Source organism: Streptomyces sp. RLA131, assembly GCF_056270125.1.
This window is the reverse complement of record NZ_JBWDOQ010000002.1, coordinates 4072901-4091424: the sequence shown is the minus strand read 5'-3', so window position 1 is coordinate 4091424 and position 18524 is coordinate 4072901. Positions and strand designations below refer to the sequence as shown.

Here is an 18524-nt window from a genome sequence, read left to right as displayed (position 1 = left end):
CGGTGGCGGCAGGCGTTCGCCGGGTTGCGCGGCCGGCCGTTCACCGGACGGACCCGGTGAACCAACGCGGGCACCGCGCTATCGCCCCGTGGCCAGGATCTGTTCGATGACGGCGGCCACCCCGTCCTCCTCGTTCGCCCCGGTGCGGTGCGTGGTCGCCGCCAGTACGTCGGGGTGCGCGTTGGCGACCGCGTACGAGGTGCCGGACCACGACAGCATCTCCAGGTCGTTGGGCATGTCCCCGAACGACACGACCTCCTCGGCCGCGATGCCGCGCTCCGCGCAACATCGTGCCAGCGTGGTGGCCTTGCTCACCCCACGTCCGCTGATCTCCAGCAGCGCCGAGGGGCTGCTCCGGGTGATCTCCGCGTAGCTGCCCGCCACCGCGCGCGCGGTGCCCAGGAAGAGGTCCGGATCGATGTCCGGGTGCTTGGCCAGCAGCTTCAGCAGCGGCTGATGCGCCGCGGATGTGTCGAGCAGCAGTTCCTCCACCGGTGCCACGACGGCCTCCTCGCCCGGGGAGTACGGGACGTACGACGGGTCGTAGGCGAAGCCCCCGGTGCGCTCGATCGCGAACGCCGTTCCCGGCACGGCGGCCCGCAGGGCCTCCAGCACGCGCAGGGCGTCCCGCGCGTCCAGCGGATAGGCGGCGAGCAGCCGGTCGCGGCGCAGGTCGTAGACGGCCGCGCCGTTGGCGACTATCGCGACGCCGTGGCCCGCGGTGTGCTCGGCGACGACGCTCATCCACCGGGCCGGGCGTCCCGTGACGAAGAAGACCTCGATCCCGGCGGCCTCGGCGGCGGCGAGGGCCGCGATCGTCCGGGCCGACACCGTCTTGTCGTCGCGCAGCAGCGTCCCGTCGAGGTCGGTGGCGATCAGCCGCGGCGTCGACGCCGGGGCGGGTGCGGCGGTGGTCCGGGGTAGCTCGGTGGCTGAGGTCACGCGTTACATCCTCCTGTATACGGTTCCGGGGTGCTGGGTGCGACCAGTGCAGCACGGAGCGCGGCCGATTGTCAGTGCCGGGTGCCACCATCAGGACATGGAGAAAGCAGAGCACGCCGACCGTGAACCGGTGCTGCTGGGCGACGCTTTGGGTACCGTCCTCGACGGCATCCGCTTCGCCGCGAGCACCTCGACCGACCACCCCGCCGACCTGCCCGCCGAGCCGCCCGCCGTGATCCCGCTCTGGCGGCGCCAGGCACGTGGCCGGGAACGCCACGACGCACGGGAAACACGGGACACACGAAACACACGGGAGAGGGAGCGCAGAGAGGTCAGCTGAGCGCCGCGAGCTGGGCCGGCCCCTCGGTGGCGATCCGCTCGAAAACGTCCTGATCCGTGCCGAACACCGAATCCGGCACCGGCCAGTGGACCACGATCTCCGTGATCCCGATCTCCGCGTAGCGCCCCGCGTAGTCCACGAAGGCGTCCAGCGAGTCCAGGGGCCGCTCCGCCGTCGACCCCTGCAACAGGACGCGCTCCAGCCCGGCCGGGTCGCGGCCGGTCTCGGCGCAGGCGGCCGCCAGCCCTTCCAGCTGCCGTGCGATCACCGCGGGGCACTCCGCCACCGGTACGTCCCCCGGCCCGCGCGGATCACCGTAGGTCACCCAGGCCTGCCCGTGCAGCGCCGCCACCTTCAGACCGCGCGGCCCCGTCGCCGCCACCGCGAACGGGATCCGGGGCCGCTGGACGCACCCAGGGATGTTCCGTACCTCACCCGCCGAGTAGAACCGGCCCTCGGCGGTCACCACGGGCTCCGTCAGCAGCCGGTCCAGCAGCGGCACGAACTCCCCGAACCGGTCCGCCCGCTCCCGCGCCGACCACGGCTCCTGCCCCAGTGCCGTGGCGTCGAAGCCGCTCCCGCCGGCCCCGATGCCGAGGGTGATCCGGCCGTCGCTGATGTCGTCCAGCGTGATCAGGTCCTTGGCCAGCGTCACCGGATGCCGGAAGTTCGGCGAGGTCACCAGGGTGCCCAAACGGATACTCTCCGTAGCCGTCGCTGCGGCTGTCAGCGTCGGCACCGCGCCGAACCACGGCTCGTCCCGGAAGGACCGCCAGGACAGATGGTCGTAGGTGTACGCCGTGTGGAAGCCGAGGTCCTCGGCTCGCCGCCAGACCTTCTGGCCCTCGGTCCAGCGGTGGATGGGCAGGATGACAGTGCTCAGACGCATGCTCCGACCCTATGCGCCTGCCCCGGGCGGGCGGGCCGCACGGGGACAGAGGGTCGTTTTGGGCCGATCGGGTGGCGTTCATGTGTATATCGGCGAACCCGGGGTGCGGCTTCCGGAATTCCGTGCTCGCTTTCCGCATCATCGGAGGAACGTGATCCACGAGGTATGAGGAAGTGAGAGGCCATGGCTGCCACCGCCACTGTCACGACGTTCTGGAACGTCTTCGTCACCGCACTTCTCAGGTGCGTCGCCGCACTGGGCTTCGGCGTCCGGCCCGAGCAGAGGCCGGAGCCGAAGGCTGCCGCGGCCCCGGACGTCATCCGCGGCGCCGCCCGGGTCGCCATCCCCGCTCCCCGGTCGTTCGAGCCTCGGCGCGACCGGTCCCGGCCGCCGACGATGAAGCAGCGGATCCGCGCCGAGGCGCACGGTTCCTCCCCGTCCGCCCGCAGTCTGCCGGACGACCTCGCCGACCTCGCCGACGGGGCCGACAGTGCCGGTATCGCCGGTATCGCCGACACGGGTCCTGCGGCGAGCGCCGCGCTCGCCTGATGGCGCTCCGGTCAGTCGTCGTGCCTGCCGTCCCTGCCGTCCCTGCCGTCCCCGTTGTTTCCGGTGTCGATCCGGTTCGCCGTGACCTCGCCCGTTGTGGTGCTGACGGTCACATCGTCTCCTTGCCGTCCTTGCCCTGGATCTCGATGTCCCAGGCCGAGCCAGTGCCGTGGTCGTCGTCGAGGTCGGCGGAGGTGGCTGTGCCCGGGACCGTGGACAGAGCGGCACGGATGGCCGCGGTGATGTCGGTGTCCGAGGCCGCAGCGGCGTCGTGTCCGGTCCGGTCCGCGTTGTCGGAGACCGTGGTGGTGCCCGTCGCGCGGGTGGCGGTGACGCCGTCGTCGTCGCTGGTGAGCGCGAACGCGGTGGCGGTGCCTCCGGTGGCCAGCACAGCGGCGGTGATACCGGCGATCAGTGCCTTGCGTTTCATGATGATTCCTCCCGAGACATAACTGTTGTTGGCCATGCGGCTGCTGATCGTTGAGGACGAGAAGAGACTCGCCACGTCCCTCGCACGGGGCCTGACGGCGGAGGGATTCGCCGTCGATGTCGTCCATGACGGGCTCTCGGGACTGCGACGCGCGACCGACGGGTCGTACGACCTGATCGTGCTGGACGTCATGCTGCCCAAGATGAACGGCTACCGCGTCTGCGCGGCCTTGCGCGCGGCCGGCGACGAGACGCCCATCCTGATGCTGACCGCGAAGGACGGTGAGTACGACGAGGCCGAGGGCCTCGACACGGGCGCCGACGACTATCTGACGAAGCCCTTCGCGTACGTGGTGCTGGTGGCCAGGATCCGCGCCCTGCTGCGCCGGCGTACGCGCGGTGCGCGCGGCGAGATCCGGGCCGGGAGCCTGGTGCTGGATCCGGCGAGCCGCCGGGTCACCCAGGACGGCGAGGAAGTGGAGCTGACGGCAAGGGAGTTCGCGGTACTGGAGCAACTGGCGCTGCGCGCCGGGGAGGTGATGTCGAAGGCCGAGATCCTGGAGCACGTCTGGGACTTCGCGTACGACGGCGACCCGAACATCGTCGAGGTCTACGTCAGCTCGCTGCGGCGCAAGCCCGGTCCGGGCACCATCGTGACGCTGCGCGGCGCGGGATACCGGCTGTGAGATCCGTACGCGCGCGTACGGCGCTGTTCGCCACCGCCGTTGTCGCCGTGGGCGCTGGTCGCCGCCGGAGTGGCGGTGGTCCTCACGCTGCGCTCCGACCTGACGGGACGGGCCGGGCTCCGGGCCGAGCTCAAGGCCGAGCTCAAGGCCGAGCTCAAGGCCGAGCTCAAGGCCCGGGAGATCGGCACGGCGATCGCCGTCGGCACGGCGTACGACCGGCTGGAGCTGCCGGACGCCGAGGACTTCCCGGTACGGGTGGTGGCCGCGGACGGGCGCCGGCTCGCCGCGGGGGAGGACCTGGGGGCGGTCAGAGGCGTCGCCCTGCCCGTCGCGGAGCCGTCTCCCACCGCCACCGCCGCCGCGACCGGTGACGACGGCAGCGACGATGACGATGACGATGACGGCAGCGACAGGCACGGCCACGGCGGCAACGGCACCGCCACCGTCGACGGCCACACCGCGGAGTACCGGTTCGCCTCGGTCCGCGCGACGACCCCCGGCGGCGAGACCGTCACCGTCCAGGCAGGCTCGCCGCTCGCCGCCGAGCGGGACGCGGTGAGCACGGTGACCGGGTCGATGCTGATCGGGCTGCCGTTGCTGCTGGTCGTGGTGGCGGGGGTGACCTGGCTGGTCACCCGGCGGGCGCTGCGGCCGGTGGAGGCCATCCGTGCCGAGATGGCCGCGATCACGGCCAGCACCGATCTGCGGCGCCGGGTGCCCGAGCCGCCGTCGCGCGACGAGGTGGCCCGCCTCGCCCGATCCACGAACCTGACGCTGGCGGTCCTGGAGGCCTTCGTGGAGCACCAGCGCCGCTTTGTCGCCGACGCCTCGCGAACTGCGCAACCCGATCGCCTCGTTGCGCACGCAGCTGGAGGTCGCCGCCGCGCATCCCGAGCTGCTGGACCTGGACGGAGCCGTCGAGGACGTCGTACGTCTTCAGCGTCTCGCCACCGATCTGCTGCTGCTCGCCCGGCTCGACGCGGGCGAGGGGCCGGTCGCGCCGGAGCGCGAGGTCGCGCTGGACGTCCTGGTGCGGGAGGAGGTCATGGTCCGGCGCACGGACCGGCTGCCCGTCGTCGTACGGGTCGAGGAGGCGGCGCCGGCTGTCCGGTGGAGCCGTTCGCAGCTGGCGCGGGTGCTCGGGAACCTGGCCTCGACGACGCCCGCGCCCGCGACGGGGCCGGCGACGGCGGAGCCGGGCTCGGCCTGGCCATCGTGCGGGACGTCGTACGCGGGCACGGCGGCGGCGTCGCAGTACACGAGGCGGTCCACGTCACCGGCCGGGCCCCGGCCCCGGGTGCCCGGTTCGTCGTCAGGCTGCCGGCGGCCCGCCCCACCGCAGGGTGTACGTCCCTTACGGGACAGTCCGCCCGGAGTACTAGAGACAACCGCCCCCTGGGCTGACGACGGGTGTGGCGCAGGCCACTAACGTCGGAGCCGTGACTGTGATCGCCACTGAAGGCCTGACGAAGCGGTACCCGAGGGTGACCGCGCTGGACCGGCTGACCGTTGACATCAAACCCGGGGTGACCGGGCTTGTCGGGGCCAACGGAGCCGGTAAATCGACGCTGATCAAGATTCTGCTGGGACTGCTGCCCGCCAGCGAGGGCACGGCACGGGTACTGGGGCTGGATGTGGCGACGGAGGGCGCGGCGATCCGTGCCGGTGTCGGGTACATGCCGGAACACGACTGCCTGCCGCCCGACGTGTCGGCGACGGAGTTCGTCGTCCACATGGCGCGCATGTCGGGCATGCCGGCGACGGCCGCCCGCGAGCGCACCGCCGACACCCTGCGCCATGTCGGTCTGTACGAGGAGCGGTACCGGCCCATCGGGGGCTACTCGACCGGTATGAAGCAGCGGGTGAAGCTCGCGCAGGCCCTGGTCCACGATCCGCGGCTGGTGCTGCTGGACGAGCCGACGAACGGCCTGGACCCGGTGGGCCGGGACGAGATGCTGGGGCTGATCCGGCGGGTCCACACGGACTTCGGGATCTCGGTGCTCGTCACCTCGCACCTCCTCGGCGAGCTGGAGCGGACCAGCGACCACATCGTCGTCGTCGACGGCGGGACGCTGCTGCGCGCGGACTCCACGAGCGACTTCACCCAGGCCACCGCCGCGCTCGCGGTGGAGGTGACCGACCACGAGCAGCAGTTGCTCGAAAAACTCACCGCCGCCGGTCTGACGGCACACGCCGACGGCCGGCTGCTGCTGGTCGACATCGTGGGCGACGAGTCGTACGACGCCGTGCGCGACGCGGTCGCGGAGCTGGGCGTCGGCCTGGTGCGCATGGAGCAGCGGCGGCACCGCATCGCCGAGATCTTCCGGGGAGAGGGGACTGGCCATGAGCACAGCGCAGCCTGAGGCCGCGCCCGATGTCATCCATGACATCGGCTACCGCCACTACGACGGCCCGCGCCTGGGCCGGGCGTACGCGCGCCGGTCGCTGTACTCGCAGAGCCTGCGCGGGGCGTACGGCCTGGGCCGGTCGGCGAAGTCCAAGGTATTGCCGATGATCCTGTTCGCGGTGATGTGCGTGCCCGCGGCGATCATCGTGGCGGTGGCGATCGGCACCGGCATGACCAGTCTGCCGGTGCAGTACACCCGGTACGCGATCATCATGCAGGCGGTGATCAGCCTCTTCCTGGCCGCCCAGGCCCCGCAGTCGGTCTCGCTCGACCTGCGTTTCAAGGTCACTCCGCTGTACTTCTCGCGCCCCATCGAGCGGGTCGACTACGTCGCCGCGAAGTACGCGGCGCTCGCGACGGCGCTGTTCGCGCTCACCGCCGTGCCCGTCACCATCCTCTACGTCGGGGCGCTGCTGGCGAAGTTCGACTTCGGCGACCAGACCGCCGGCTTCGGGAAGGCGCTCGTCGCCGAGCTGCTGCTGTCGCTGCTCTACGCGGGCCTCGGTCTGCTGATCGCGGCCCTGACCCCGCGCCGGGGCTTCGGTGTCGCGGCGATCATCGCGGTCTTCACCCTCTCCTACGGCGCGGTCACCAGCGTCCAGGCGGTGGCCTCGGTGCAGGAGCAGCCGGGGGCGATCGGCTGGCTGGGCCTGTTCTCCCCGGTGACCCTGGTCGACGGGGTGCAGACGTGGTGGCTGGGTGCCTCGTCCTCGTACGTCGACGGGGCCGGGCCCGACTCGGCGTTGGCCGGGGTGGTCTTCCTGCTCGTCCTGCTCGCCCTGATCGCGGGTTCGTTCGGCCTGCTGATGCGCCGCTACCGGAAGGTCGGACTGTAGTGACCACCTTGTCCATCGACCATGTGTCCCGCTGGTTCGGGAACGTCGTGGCCGTCAACGACGTCACGATGACCATCGGCCCCGGGGTGACGGGTCTGCTCGGCCCCAACGGTGCCGGCAAGTCGACGCTGATCAACATGATGGGTGGCTTCCTGGCCCCCTCCACCGGCAGCGTCACCCTCGACGGCACGGTGATCTGGCGGAACGAGCGGGTGTACCGGCAGATCGGGATCGTGCCGGAGCGGGAGGCGATGTACGACTTCCTCACCGCCCGTGAGTTCGTGGTCGCCAACGCCGAGTTGCACGGCCTGCCCGATCCGGGCGCCGCCGCGCGGCGGGCGCTCGCCACCGTGGAGATGGAGTACGCGCAGGACCGCAAGGTGGCGACGTACAGCAAGGGCATGCGGCAGCGCGTGAAGATGGCCTCCGCCCTGGTCCACGATCCCGATGTGCTGCTGCTGGACGAGCCGTTCAACGGGATGGACCCGCGGCAGCGGCTGCAACTGATGGACCTGCTGCGGCAGATGGGCGCCGACGGCCGCACGGTGCTGTTCTCCTCGCACATCCTGGAGGAGGTGGAGCAGCTCGCCGGCCATATCGAGGTCGTGGTGGCCGGGCGGCATGCGGCGTCCGGGGACTTCCGCAAGATCCGGCGGCTGATGACGGACCGCCCGCACCGCTATCTCGTACGGTCCAGTGACGACCGGGCGCTGGCCTCGGCGCTGATCGCGGACGACTCGACCGCCGGTATCGAACTGGACTGGCACGAGAAGGCGTTGCGCGTGCAGGCGATCGACTTCACCGGCTTCACCGAGCTGCTGCCGCGCGTCGCCCGTGAACAGGGCATCAGGCTCTACACGGTCTCGCCGAGCGACGAATCCCTGGAGAGCGTCTTCTCCTACCTGGTCACGGCGTAAGGAGCCGATGCGATGTCCTCCCTCTACCATCCGACCGTGGCCCGGCTCACCTACAAGGCACTGCTCGGCCGCCGTCGCGCGCTGATTCTCTTCGCGCTCCCGTTGCTGCTCATCGTGATCTCGGCCGCCGTGCGGGCCCTGACCGGAGCGGACGACTCGACCGCCTCCGAGATCCTCGGCGGTTTCGCGCTGGCCACGATGGTGCCGCTGATCGGGGTGATCGCCGGCACCGGCGCGATCGGGCCGGAGATCGACGACGGGTCGATCGTCTATCTGCTGGCCAAGCCGCTGAAGCGGCCGACCATCATCCTCACCAAGCTCGTGGTCGCGGTCGGCGTCTCGGTGGTCTTCTCGGCGGTGCCGACGATCATCGCGGGCTTCATCCTCAACGGCAACAGCCAGAATCTGGCCTTCGCCTTCGGTGCCGCGGCGGCCGCGGCCTCGGTCGCGTACAGCGCGGTGTTCCTGCTGCTCGGGGTGGTCACCCGGCAGGCGGTGGTCTTCGGACTGGTCTACGCGCTGGTCTGGGAGTCGCTGATCGGCAACCTGGTGCCGGGGGCGCGGACGCTGAGCGTGCAGCAGTGGGCGCTGGCGCTGGCGCAGCGGATCGCCGGTGACAGCGGCACGGTCAGTTCGGACGTGGGCCTGCCGCTGGCGCTGGTGCTGCTGGTGGGGGTCACCGTGGCCGGTACCTGGTTCGCCGGGCAGAAGCTGCGGGGGCTGACCCTGGCGGGCGAGGAGTAGCCCGGCCGGTCGGGTACCGCTGGTTGGCCCGGACGGGTGGTCTTCGGCAGACGGCGGGGCACGGCTGACGGGTCAGCGAAGTTCGGATTGTCACATTTACGTGTATGTCCGAACCTCCGCTGCTCTTCGCCACCGGGCTGTTCCTCGTCGCCCTCGGCCTGCTGCTCGCCGTCCTGACCCGCTGGCTGAGCTCGCGGCTGGCGGCCTTGAGGCTGCCGGTCCGCCGGACCCGTTACACCCCTCGGCACGCGGCCCGCACCGCTTCGGCGCGGGCCGCCTCCGCGCCTGCTTCCTCCGCCCCCGCGTCCCCGGGCCCCGCCTCCTCGGCGCCGGCGCGGGCCACCACGTGAGGGCGGATTTTGCGAATGTGCTGCTTGAACCTTCAAGGGAATAGCGCTACGGTCGAAGAAGTTGAAAGCCGTACCAACTAGCCCTCACCTCAGGAGCACGTCATGGGTCTGTTCAACCGCTCGAAGTCCGAAGCCGGTACCGCCACCCTTACGGCCCCCGCCGGCCCGGACCTGTCGCACCTCAGCGGCGACTACACGATCGACCCCACCCACAGCGAGATAGGTTTCTCCGTCCGCCACGCCATGGTCACCACCGTGCGCGGCCAGTTCGCCGAGTACGACGGCAAGCTCCACCTGGACGGCGCCAACCCGGCCGCGTCGACCGCCGAGGTGACCATCAAGGTCGTCAGCATCGACACCAACCAGGAGCAGCGCGACGGCCACCTGCGCACCGGCGACTTCTTCGACACCGAATCGCACCCGGAGATCACCTTCCGCAGCACCGCCGCCGAGCAGACGGACGCCGAGACGTACCGCCTCACCGGTGATCTGACGATCAAGGGCGTCACCAAGCCCGTCTCGATCGACTTCGCCTACAACGGCTCCGCCAAGGACCTCTACGGCAACGAGCGCGTCGGCTTCGAGGGCTCCACCAGCATCGACCGCAGCGACTGGGGCCTGAGCTACAACGCCGCCCTGGAGACCGGCGGCGTCCTGATCGGCGAGAAGGTCAAGCTCAGCTTCGACATCTCCGCGATCAAGGCCGCCTGAGCGGAGCACCCCGGCGTGCCGGAAACTGGCGGGGATGGTCCCCGACAACGGCAACGGCAACCGCAGCCTCGACGGCAACCGCGGCCTCGACGGCGACGGCAACGGTAGTGCCGAGCAGCGCAGCCGCGTCACACGCAGTTTCGGTGACGCGGCGCGCGCCGTTGTGCCCCGGGTGCGCTCCGCGCCCGGCACCCACGTCTGGCTGCTGATCCTCGGGATCAACAGCGGCGTCCTGGCGGTGGTCTCGCCCGGCTTCCGTGACTTCCTGCTCCACCACAACAGCACCAACCTCGTGGAGCTGCGGGCCCACCCGGTCCGGGTCCTGATCGTCAGCGCCCTGTGGATCGAGTCGCCGTCCGCCTTCGCGCTCTACTTCCTCTTCTTCCAGCTGGTCCACGCCCCCGCCGAGCGCCGGCTCGGCACCGGCCGCTGGCTCGCCGCCGTCGCCACCGCGCACGTCGGCGCCACGCTCATCAGTCAGCGGGCCGTCCTGTGGGGCATCAGCTACCACCGGCTGCCCCGGTCGCTGGCCTTCACCGTCGACGTCGGCGTCAGCTACGGCCTCGCCGGCGTCATCGGTGTCCTCACCTACTACGTGCCGCCGCGACCCCGGCCACTGCGCGGGCTGTACGCCACCGCCGCGCTGTGCTTCTTCGGGTATCCCCTGCTCGGCGGCGGCCGTACCTTCACCGACCTCGGGCACTTCTCGGCCCTGCTGATCGGCTTCGCCTGCTACGCGCTCACGTCGCCGGGAATAGCCCTTCGAGCACCATGGCGACTCCGTCCTCGTCGTTCGACCCGGTGACCCGGTCGGCGACGGCCTTCAGTTCCGCGTGGGCGTTGGCCATGGCGACGCCGTACGCCGCCCACCCCAGCATCGGGAGGTCGTTGGGCATGTCGCCGAAGGCGATGGTGTCGGCGGCCCGCAGCCCCAGCCGCCGGGCGGCCAGCGACAGACCGGTGGCCTTGGTCAGGCCCAGCGGAAGCAGCTCGACGATGCCGATGCCCGACACCACGACGCCGACCAGGTCACCGGCGGCGGCCCGGGCCATGGCGGCGAGCTCGTCCTCGCCGACCGCCGGGTCCGGGTGCTGGACGAAGATCTTGGCCAGCGGCTCGGCCCACAGCTCGTCGCGGCTGGTCATCCGCCCGTCGATCGGCCGGTCCCAGGCCAGCTCGAATCCGGGACCCGCCAGATAGCCGCCGTCCAGCCCGTCGCGGACGAAGCCCAGCGCCAGCGTGCCCGTACCGGCCTCGATCTTGGCCAGCGCGAGCTGCGCCGCCTGCCGGTCGAGGGTGACGGAGGTGAGCAGCCGGTGCTCGCCCGCGTGGTAGACCTCCGAGCCCTGGCCGCAGACCGCGAGCCCCTGGTAACCGAGGTCGTCCAGGATGTGCACCGTCCGGGAGGCCGGACGGCCGGTGACGACGATGTGCGCGGCGCCCGCCGCGGTGGCCGCGGCGAGCGCTTCACGGGTGCGGGGGGAGACCTGGTGCCGGCTGTCGAGCAGGGTGCCGTCGAGGTCCGTCGCGATCAGCCGGTAGGGAGGAGCGCTCACTTGGCGACCGGCTCCAGGACCTCGCGCCCGCCGAGGTAGGGCCTGAGCACCTCGGGAACGAGGACGGAACCGTCGGGCCGCTGGTGGTTCTCCAGCAGCGCCACGATGGTGCGCGGCACCGCGCACAGCGTGCCGTTGAGCGTGGCGAGCGGGCGGGTGCCCTTGTCGTCACGGAGCCGGACGGAGAGCCGGCGGGCCTGGAACTCGTTGCAGTTGGAGGCAGAGGTCAGCTCGCGGTACTTGCCCTGGGTGGGGATCCAGGCCTCGCAGTCGAACTTGCGCGAGGCCGAGGCGCCGAGGTCACCGGTGGCGACGTCGATCACCTGGAAGGGCAGGCCGAGCGAGGTCAGCCACTGCTTCTCCCAGTCCAGCAGCCGCTGGTGCTCGGCCTCGGCGTCCTCGGGCGCGATGTACGAGAACATCTCGACCTTGTCGAACTGGTGCACCCGGAAGATGCCCCGGGTGTCCTTGCCGTACGTACCCGCCTCGCGGCGGAAGCAGGGCGAGAACCCGGCGTAGCGCAGCGGCAGCTTGCCGGCGTCGAGGATCTCGTCCATGTGGTAGGCGGCGAGCGGGACTTCGGAGGTGCCGACCAGGTAGTAGTCGTCCTTCTCCAGGTGGTAGACGTTCTCCGCGGCCTGGCCCAGGAAGCCGGTGCCCTCCATGGCGCGCGGGCGGACCAGCGCGGGGGTCAGCATCGGGATGAAGCCGGCGGCGGAGGCCTGGGCGATGGACGCGTTGACCAGGGCCAGTTCCAGCAGCGCGCCGACGCCCGTCAGGTAGTAGAAGCGCGAGCCGGACACCTTGGCGCCGCGCTCGACGTCGATCGCGCCGAGCAGCTCGCCGAGCTCCAGGTGGTCCTTGGGCTCGAAGCCCTCGGCGGCGAAGTCGCGCGGGGTGCCGACGGTCTCCAGGACGGTGAAGTCCTCCTCGCCGCCGACGGGGACGTCGGGATGCACCACGTTGCCGAGCTGGAGCAGCAGGCGCTGGGCCTCGTCGGCCGCCTCGTGCTGCTCGGTGTCGGCGGCCTTGACGGCGGCGGACAGCTCGCGGGTCCGCTTGAGCAGCTCGGCCCTCTCGTCACCCTGGGCCTTGGGGACGAGCTTGCCGAGGGACTTCTGCTCGGCGCGCAGCTCGTCGAAGCGGTGACTGGACGACCTGCGCCGTTCGTCGGCGGAGAGGAGGGAGTCGACGAGTGCGACGTCCTCTCCACGGGCGCGCTGGGAGGCGCGCACACGGTCGGGGTCCTCACGAAGCAGGCGAAGGTCAATCACGGGAACAGGCTACCGGTGCGGGGGCCTTCCACGCGACAAGTTAAGTGCTTTATGGGGGATTTGTCCGGTTCGAAGAAAAGGGGAGGGAAAAGCGATAAGGGCGGTAAAGCAGCCGTCAACCGAATTCCGGCCTTCCCTCCCCGGTGGATGCCGCCCTTGTGGACAACGGGAGTTGAGCAGGTGGGAGAGGTTGAGTTATCCACAGGCTGATCGGTGGACGGCCGAGTTGTCCACAGGGTGTGAGTGGAAACTGTGGAAGACGGAGTTGATCATTCCGGGGGTCGAGTGCTCGGCCATGGATTCCCCGTCGAAACCCTCTTCACACTCTCCTTCGAGTGATTTCTCTTCCCTCTGCCGAGTTGTTCGAAGGGAAAGGGGTGGCGAACGGGTGATCAGGGGTGATCGGCGCCGCTGTGGACGGAGTTGGTGTCCCTGTACCGATTTGTCGACCGGATGGGCTCGGTCTGTCGACTTATCCCCAGGCGGTCTCCCCGTGCCTGTGGATAACGCGGTGGATAACCCGGTGGACAATCCCGGTGTCCGGTTCAGGCCCGTCCGTCGAGCGCCCGGCCCAGCCAGTCCGCGGCCGCGGTGAACTCCGCGTCCGTCGTCCCCTTGCGCAACTGCGGCCGCACCTCGTCGGCGCGCGGATACGAACCGAGGAACCGCACCTTCGGGCAGATCCGCTTCAGCCCCATCAGGGCCTCGCCGACCCGGCGGTCCGTGACGTGCCCCTCGGCGTCGATCGAGAAGCAGTACTGCCCGATCCCCTCGCCGGTCGGCCGCGACTCGATCCGGATCAGGTTCACCCCGCGTACGGCGAACTCCTGGAGCAGTTCCAGCAGCGCGCCCGGGTGGTCGTCCCCCAGCCAGAAGACGGCCGATGTCTTGTCCGCCCCCGTCGGTGCCGCCGGCCGCGCCGGCCGGCCCACCAGGACGAAGCGGGTCTGCGCGTTCTCCGCGTCGTGGATCTCGCTGACCAGCGGCTCCAGCCCGTACGTCGGCGCCGCGAACTCGCCCGCGAACGCCCCGTCGAAGCGGCCCTCCTGGACCAGCCGCGCGCCGTCCGCGTTCGAGGCGGCCGACTCCCAGGTGGCGTGCGGCAGATGGGCCTTCAGCCAGTTGCGCACCTGCGGCTGGGCCACCGGATGGCCGGTGACCGTCTTGACGTCGGAGAGCTTGGTCCCCGGGCGTACCAGCAGCGCGAAGGCGATCGGCAGCACCACCTCGCGGTAGATGGCCAGCGGCGCCCCGGTCGCCAGTTCGTCGAGGGTCGCCGTCACACCGCCCTCGACGCTGTTCTCGATCGGCACCAGCGCCGCGGCGGCCTCGCCGCCCCGTACCGCGTCCAGCGCCGCCGGTACCGACACCATCGGCACCAGCTCCCGCGTCGCGGCCTCCGGGAGGGTCCGCAGCGCGGCCTCCGTGAAAGTGCCCTCTGGTCCCAGATACGTGTAGCGGCTCGCCGGCGACATGGCCTCAGCCTAGTCCTTGCGGCCGGGGCGCCCCCGCCGTTCTCAGGCCTCCAGGAGACGCTGCCCCACGTACTCGCCCCTGGCGGCGCCGCCAGGTACGGCGAACAGGGCGCTGGACTCGTGGCGCAGGAAGCGGGACAGCCCGTCGCCGCGGTCCAGCTTGCGCTGGACGGGCACGAAGCCGGTCAGCGGATCGGCCTGCCAGCAGACGAAGAGCAGACCGGCGTCCGGAGCGCCGTCGTCGCGGAAGCCGTCGTGGTACGACCAGGGCCGGCGCAGTATCGCGGCGCCGCCGTTGGACTCGGGCTTGGCGACCCGGACATGGGCGTCGCCGGCGATGGCCAGGGCGCCGTCGGTGAACTTCTCCAGGTCGACGGGGGTGGTCTCGGTGCCGTCCTTGCCGGCCGACAGCGGGGCGCCGTCGGACTTGCGGCGGCCGATGACCCGCTCCTGCTGGGCCAGGGAGAGGTCGTCCCACCGGTCGAGCAGCATCCGGATCCGGCGTACGACGGCGTACGAGCCGCCGGCCATCCAGTCGGGGGAGCCCGAGGAGGGGACGAAGATCCGCTTGTCGAAGGTCGGCTCGGACGGCTTCGGGTTGTTCGTGCCGTCGATCTGCCCCATGAGGTTGCGGGCGGTGCGCGGTTCGGCCGTCGCGCCCGGGGTGCGGTTGAAGCCGTTCATCTGCCAGCGCAGCCGGGCGGCGTCCCCGGCCTCCTTCTGCAGCGTGCGCAGGGCGTGGAAGGCGACCAGGCCGTCGTCGGAGCCGATCTGGATCCACAGGTCGCCGTTGCTGTGCGCGGCCACCAGTTCGTCGCCCGAGAAGTCCGGCAGCGGCGCCAGGGCCTCCGGGAGCTGCCCGGTGAGTCCGGCCTTGGCGAAGAAGGTGCGGCCGAAACCGAAGGTGACGGTCAGGGAGCAGGGTCCGGCGTCCAGGGCGATCCGGGTGTCGTCGGCGGGGGCCCGGCCGGCCGTCATGGCCCCGGCCGCCGCCGACCAGCGGCGCAGCAGTGCGGCGGCGCCCTTGCGGCCCGCGCCCGGGGCGAGGTCGAAGGAGACGAGATGACCGCGGGCCTGCAGCGGGGTGGTGATGCCGGCCTGGTGCTCGCCGTGGAAGGCGATGGCGGCGGCGCCGACCGAGGACAGCGGGGTCGGCGTCCCGCCCAGTTCCCCGGAGGCGAAGGCGCCGCCCGCGCCCCCGGCCAGCAGCCCGGCGGCTCCGGCGCCGCCGGCCACCCCGACCAGGCTCCGGCGGCTGATCCTCGTGTGTGAGTCGTTCGTCATCAGCTGATCTTCACTGTCTTCGTCTCGGTGATCTGGTCGATGTCGGAGGTCCGCACGGTCACGGCCATGCGCCAGGTGCCGGGTATGGGGAGCTGCGCGGTCTTCGACGCCCAGTGGCCGGTGGCGACCTTCTCCAGGGTGACCACCAGCGGGCCGATCTTGCGGGAGGTCAGGGTGAAGCTGACCTTCACCTCGGGCACGTTGCGGGCCTTGCCGTCCGTGCCGGTGATCAGCAGGTCCAGCTGGTTGGTCCCGGAGGTGGCCGGGTCGATGGTGATCTCGGCCTTCCCCTTGCCCTTGGTGCCCCCGGTGTCGAAGGGGATGGTCACGTCCAGCGGCAGCGGCCTCGCGGCCGGCGGCACGGTGATCGCCGTGACCGTACCGCTGTCGGCGGCCGCCCGGCCGGGCTGGGTGCTGGTCAGCGCGGTCGTGACACCCAGTACGGCGACGGCCACCACCACCTCGGCCAGCACCGACCTGCGCAGGCCGGTGCGCTCGGGGTCCGCGTCCCGCGCCTTCTTCACCTGGGTCCTGGCCAGTGCCGCGTCCTGGCGGGCCAGTTGCCTCTCCCGCTCGGCGGACCCGCTGGCCGTCACCTTGGCCGTGGCGGCGCTCTTGGCGGTGACGGTGCTCTTCGCGGTGGCGGCGGACTTCACCGTGGCGGCGGACTTGGCGGTGGCGCCGGCCGTGACGGCGGCCGTGGCCCTGGCGGTCACGGCCGTCCCGGCCTTCGGCTCGCCGAGCCGCGCGGTCCAGCGCCGTGAGAGCCAGGCCAGCCCGACGAGCACCGCCACCAGGCCGACCTTGACGCACAGCAGCTGCCCGTACGAGGACGAGACGAGCGCGTCCCAGGTGCCGAGCTGCCGCCAGGACTGGTAGACGCCCGTGACGACCAGCGTCACGACCGCCGCGAAGCCGATCCGCGAGAAGCGCCGCACCGCCTCGCGCTCGATGTTCTCGGTCCGCCACAACGCCGTGAGCAGCGCCGCCAGTCCGCCGAGCCACACGGCCATCGCCAGCAGGTGCAGTACGTCCAGCGGCATCGAGATCCCGGTCTGGATGCCCACCGAGGCGTGCTCCGACATCGCCCAGGTCGCCGCCAGCCCGCCCGCGACCACCACGCCGCCGATCGCGAGCCCCCACGCCAGGTCCTGGCGCTCGACCGGATCCTCGCGCTTGGCGTACGAACCGAACAGCACCGCGATGAACACCGCGCCGGCGGCGAGCAGCAGCAGCCGGGAGAGCAGCGCCGCACCGGGGCGGGTGTCGAGCACGTCCCGCATCGCGTCGAGGTCGAAGGCCTCGCCGAGGCCGCTGCTGTTGGCGTACGGCGCGCGCAGCACCAGCAGCGCGAGGGTGGCCACCACCATCGTGACCCAGCCGCTCGCGACCAGCCGCTGCATCGGACGCAGCGCGGCGCCGCGCGGCCAGCACACCCCGAGGAAGACGGCGGAGCCGACGAGCAGGGCGTAGCCCGCGTAGGAGAGGTAGCGGGCGAAGCCGTAGAGGTTGCCGACCACGCCTCCGCCGGGCTCCTGCGGGGCGAGGGAGACGGTGGTCCTGGAGGGCGCGCCGATGGAGAAGGTGAAGGCGCCGGCGACGGGGTGGCTGTCCGCCGAAACCGCCTTCCAGGCGACGGTGTACGTGCCGTCCTTGAGCCCGCTGCGCAGCGCGACGGCCGCCGTCTTGTCACCGGCGGAGGTCGCCTGCGGCTTGCCGGTGTCGGCGCGGCGGCCGTCCGGGGCCAGGACCCGGATCGAGTCGTCGGAGAGCAGCACACCCTCGGAGAAGGTCAGCACGACCTGCGCGGGGGCGGTTTTGACGACCGAGCCCTCGCCGGGGGTCGTGCTCAGCAGCGCGGCGTGCGCGGACGCGGGCGCCGCCGCCCCGAGGACCACGACGAGCAGCGCGCCCAGGACGAGCAGGGCACGCCGGGCGGCGGCGAGCGGAAACGAGAGCGTCGGCGTCATCGTGGGCGTCCCCTCAGTTGTCCGGCCGGAAGCCGGCCGGTTTGACCGGCACCTGGACGCTGATCGCGTCGGCGCCCCGGAAGTGCAGTGTCAGCGGGACCTTCTCGCCGGCCAGTGGCTTGTGCGCGAGGTCCATCAGCATCAGGTGGTTGCCGCCCAGGGCGAGCGCGAGACTGCCGCCGGCGGGCACCGGGAAGGAGGTGGCCGGGCTCATCCGGCCGTCCTTGGTGGTGTGCATCGTGATGTCACCGGCGAAGGTGCTGGTGACGGAGGTGAGGGTCGCGTCGGCGCCCCCGGTGTTGGTCACGGTGAAGTACCCGGCGGCCATGTCGGCCAGCGCGGGCTGCGGGATGTACGCGCCGCTGACCTTCAGCTCGGCCGCCTGCGCGCCGCTGTCGGCCGGGGCCGAGCAGCCCGCGACCGCGGCCAGCGCGAGGGAGGCAGCGGCGCCGGTCAGCAGCGTCCGGCGCCTCACGGGGTCCTCCCCTTGATGATCTTCGGCAGATCGGCCAGGTACTGGTCGGAGGTGGTGCCGGACAGGTAGAGGACGTGCGCCTTGTCGTCCTTGGGCGAGTAGGCCAGGACCTGGGCGCCGTGGGTGGAGGTGATGGAGCCGTCCTTCTCCTTCTCCGGCTTCTCCATGGCGACGCCGACCGACCGCGCGCCGGCCTGGATGGTGGCGAAGTCGCCGGTCAGACCGATGAAGGTCTTGTCCTGCGCGTCCAGCCAGGACCGCAGCCGCCGGGGGGTGTCGCGGGCCGGGTCGGTGGTGATGAAGACCACCCGCAGCTCGGCCTGCTGGGCCTTGCCGAGACGGGACTTGGCGATCGCGATGTCGCTCATCGTCGTCGGGCAGACGTCGGGGCAGTGCGTGTAGCCGAAGTAGATCAGCGTCGGCTTGCCCTTGGTCTCCTTGACCAGGTCGTACTTCTTGCCGTCGGTGTCGGTCAGGATCAGGTCGGGCTTGTCGAAGGGCGTGTCGAGTACGGTGCCGGGCTTCTGCGAGCCGGTGACGACCGCGGCCGCCCCGTCCGACGCGTCGTCGGAGGAGGTGCCGCAACCCGCGAGGCCGGCGACGGCCAGGGCGGCCAGGGCGGCGACGGTGGCGAGGCCCGCTGCCGGGCGTCGCCGGATGGTGGTGCGCATGAGTCTTTCCCCAGGAATT

At 71.4% G+C, this 18524-nt stretch carries 20 protein-coding genes and 1 pseudogene; 11 read left to right on the top strand and 10 right to left on the bottom strand.

From position 1 onward, the window contains the following. Positions 1–78 precede the first annotated feature (78 nt). Positions 79–942, bottom strand: coding sequence for an HAD family hydrolase (locus tag RWE79_RS19570; protein WP_475941363.1), 864 nt, complete (start codon positions 940–942; stop codon positions 79–81). A 97-nt stretch (positions 943–1039) separates the two neighbouring features. On the opposite strand from RWE79_RS19570, the gene RWE79_RS19565 reads away from it, so the two are divergent. Then, the gene (locus tag RWE79_RS19565; protein ID WP_475941362.1) at positions 1040–1282 is read left to right on the top strand and encodes a hypothetical protein; all 243 of its coding nucleotides are present in this window, start codon (positions 1040–1042) and stop codon (positions 1280–1282) included. Here the strand turns inward: RWE79_RS19565 and RWE79_RS19560 are convergent. After that, positions 1275–2171, bottom strand: a complete 897-nt coding sequence (locus tag RWE79_RS19560) for an LLM class flavin-dependent oxidoreductase (protein WP_475941361.1) — start codon at positions 2169–2171, stop codon at positions 1275–1277. The genes RWE79_RS19565 and RWE79_RS19560 overlap by 8 nt on opposite strands. Before the next feature lie 183 nt (positions 2172–2354). On the opposite strand from RWE79_RS19560, the gene RWE79_RS19555 reads away from it, so the two are divergent. Continuing rightward, the gene (locus RWE79_RS19555) at positions 2355–2720 is read left to right on the top strand and encodes a DUF6344 domain-containing protein (RefSeq protein WP_475941360.1); all 366 of its coding nucleotides are present in this window, start codon (positions 2355–2357) and stop codon (positions 2718–2720) included. Positions 2721–2829: 109 nt separating this feature from the next. Here RWE79_RS19555 and RWE79_RS19550 read toward each other — a convergent pair whose 3' ends face one another. Then, on the bottom strand, positions 2830–3150 hold the full coding sequence (locus RWE79_RS19550; RefSeq protein ID WP_475941359.1) for a PepSY domain-containing protein: 321 nt from the start codon (positions 3148–3150) through the stop codon (positions 2830–2832). A 34-nt stretch (positions 3151–3184) separates the two neighbouring features. Here RWE79_RS19550 and RWE79_RS19545 point away from each other — a divergent pair, with 34 nt between their 5' ends. The 9 genes and pseudogenes from RWE79_RS19545 to RWE79_RS19505 all read left to right on the top strand — a co-directional run bounded on the left by RWE79_RS19545 (position 3185) and on the right by RWE79_RS19505 (position 10605). Then, positions 3185–3835 carry a response regulator transcription factor gene (locus RWE79_RS19545; protein WP_475941358.1) on the top strand — a complete coding sequence of 217 codons (651 nt, stop codon included), beginning with the start codon at positions 3185–3187 and terminating at the stop codon, positions 3833–3835. After that, positions 3832–5239 (top strand): annotated as a pseudogene (locus RWE79_RS19540) (histidine kinase dimerization/phospho-acceptor domain-containing protein). Before RWE79_RS19545 ends, RWE79_RS19540 begins: the two are co-directional and overlap by 4 nt. Positions 5240–5247: 8 nt before the next feature. Next, positions 5248–6198 (top strand): ABC transporter ATP-binding protein, encoded by a 951-nt coding sequence (locus RWE79_RS19535; RefSeq protein ID WP_475941357.1) that lies wholly within the window; start codon positions 5248–5250, stop codon positions 6196–6198. Next, positions 6179–7078: an ABC transporter permease gene (locus RWE79_RS19530; protein WP_475941356.1), complete on the top strand. Its 900-nt coding sequence runs from the start codon at positions 6179–6181 to the stop codon at positions 7076–7078. The genes RWE79_RS19535 and RWE79_RS19530 overlap by 20 nt, the downstream gene beginning before the upstream one ends. Beyond that, entirely contained in the window at positions 7078–7995 is a 918-nt protein-coding gene (locus RWE79_RS19525) for an ABC transporter ATP-binding protein (RefSeq protein WP_475941355.1), read from the top strand. Before RWE79_RS19530 ends, RWE79_RS19525 begins: the two co-directional genes overlap by 1 nt. Before the next feature lie 12 nt (positions 7996–8007). Further along, complete coding sequence (locus RWE79_RS19520) at positions 8008–8739, top strand: ABC transporter permease subunit (RefSeq protein ID WP_475941354.1); 732 nt, start codon at positions 8008–8010, stop codon at positions 8737–8739. A gap of 104 nt (positions 8740–8843) precedes the next feature. After that, entirely contained in the window at positions 8844–9089 is a 246-nt protein-coding gene (locus RWE79_RS19515; RefSeq protein ID WP_475941353.1) for a hypothetical protein, read from the top strand. A gap of 102 nt (positions 9090–9191) precedes the next feature. Beyond that, positions 9192–9800, top strand: a complete 609-nt coding sequence (locus RWE79_RS19510; RefSeq protein WP_475941352.1) for a YceI family protein — start codon at positions 9192–9194, stop codon at positions 9798–9800. Positions 9801–9834: 34 nt separating this feature from the next. After that, entirely contained in the window at positions 9835–10605 is a 771-nt protein-coding gene (locus RWE79_RS19505; RefSeq protein ID WP_475941351.1) for a rhomboid-like protein, read from the top strand. Here RWE79_RS19505 and RWE79_RS19500 read toward each other — a convergent pair. The 7 genes from RWE79_RS19500 to RWE79_RS19470 all read right to left on the bottom strand — a co-directional run bounded on the left by RWE79_RS19500 (position 10541) and on the right by RWE79_RS19470 (position 18505). Then, positions 10541–11356 (bottom strand): HAD family hydrolase, encoded by an 816-nt coding sequence (locus RWE79_RS19500; protein WP_475941350.1) that lies wholly within the window; start codon positions 11354–11356, stop codon positions 10541–10543. The genes RWE79_RS19505 and RWE79_RS19500 overlap by 65 nt on opposite strands. After that, positions 11353–12630, bottom strand: coding sequence for a serine--tRNA ligase (gene serS / locus RWE79_RS19495; RefSeq protein WP_475941349.1), 1278 nt, complete (start codon positions 12628–12630; stop codon positions 11353–11355). Before serS ends, RWE79_RS19500 begins: the two co-directional genes overlap by 4 nt. 545 nt (positions 12631–13175) lie before the next feature. Then, entirely contained in the window at positions 13176–14105 is a 930-nt protein-coding gene (gene pheA / locus RWE79_RS19490) for a prephenate dehydratase (RefSeq protein WP_475941348.1), read from the bottom strand. A 42-nt stretch (positions 14106–14147) separates the two neighbouring features. Then, positions 14148–15389, bottom strand: a complete 1242-nt coding sequence (gene efeB / locus RWE79_RS19485) for an iron uptake transporter deferrochelatase/peroxidase subunit (RefSeq protein WP_475941347.1) — start codon at positions 15387–15389, stop codon at positions 14148–14150. After that, positions 15389–17359, bottom strand: coding sequence for a copper resistance CopC/CopD family protein (locus RWE79_RS19480; protein WP_475941346.1), 1971 nt, complete (start codon positions 17357–17359; stop codon positions 15389–15391). Before RWE79_RS19480 ends, efeB begins: the two co-directional genes overlap by 1 nt. 13 nt (positions 17360–17372) lie before the next feature. Continuing rightward, a complete protein-coding gene (locus tag RWE79_RS19475) occupies positions 17373–17834 on the bottom strand; it encodes a copper chaperone PCu(A)C (RefSeq protein ID WP_475941345.1) in 462 nt (153 codons plus the stop codon). Then, positions 17831–18505 (bottom strand): SCO family protein, encoded by a 675-nt coding sequence (locus tag RWE79_RS19470; protein WP_475941344.1) that lies wholly within the window; start codon positions 18503–18505, stop codon positions 17831–17833. The genes RWE79_RS19475 and RWE79_RS19470 overlap by 4 nt, the downstream gene beginning before the upstream one ends. Positions 18506–18524 lie beyond the last annotated feature (19 nt).